The organism is Streptomyces sp. NPDC051555 (genome assembly GCF_044454405.1).
Lineage (GTDB): Bacteria > Actinomycetota > Actinomycetes > Streptomycetales > Streptomycetaceae > Streptomyces.
Window position 1 is genome coordinate 1 of record NZ_JBITDP010000086.1, and the last position, 761, is coordinate 761.

1 protein-coding gene is annotated in these 761 nt (G+C 68.2%); it reads right to left on the reverse strand.

Annotation, left to right across the window (positions count from 1 at the left end; translation table 11 throughout):
* Positions 1-86: 86 nt before the first annotated feature.
* Positions 87-761: delta-60 repeat domain-containing protein (locus ACIBEA_RS44245; RefSeq protein ID WP_399270193.1), on the reverse strand; the 675-nt coding region annotated here is incomplete at its 5' end.

A 761-nucleotide genomic window follows, 5' to 3' on the forward strand; every position in this document is an offset into this window, starting at 1 on the left:
CGACGCGGCCCCCGCGCCGGATGGTGCGGCTATCTTCTCGCTGGTCACAGGTGCAATCCTCCATGATCGGAGTTACACCGCTTCTTTTACAGTCCACGGAGAGGGCTGAGCTCTCCCAGTACTTTGCCGAGCGGCAGCACAGGCCCCCGCATGCGGTCCCGATTGTCCCCGCCACAGCCGTATGAGGTGCCGGGAGTCTTCTGGGTGCCGCCCGCGCCCCGTGGGTCCGGGACCGCTTCCCGCCGCCGGTCACACGCCGCGCCGGGCAGTGCGTAGCGCGCTACGGCGAAGGCCATGTGGTCGGTCCCATAGGTGAACCCGGCAACGACGAGGCCGCCGTCGGGGTGGAGAGCAGCCTGGATCGCGTAGCTGTGCGCGCCGGAGAGGGTGGTGAGCTTCCCGCCGGTTCCGAAGGCCGGGTCAGCCCGGCCGTCGGCCATGTAGCGGGCCACTGCGAAGGCGGTGGTGCGGGTGGCGCTGGTGTATCCGGCGGCGATGATCGTCCCGTCTGGCCCGAGCACGAGGCTGTTGGCCCGGTCATAGGAGTTCCCGAAATCGGTGGTGGTCCTCCCTCCGTGCCCGAACCCCTCGTCCATTGAACCGTCCGGGGCGAACCGCGCGATGGCGAAAACGGTGCTGCGCGTGGTGCTGCTGGTTCCGCCTGCGAGGATCTTTCCGTCGGGCTGGAGGGCGAGGCTGTTGATCTGGTCGTTGGTCTGGTCGGGTGTGTCGGCGAAGTGAGTGGTGGTTTTTCCCGCGTT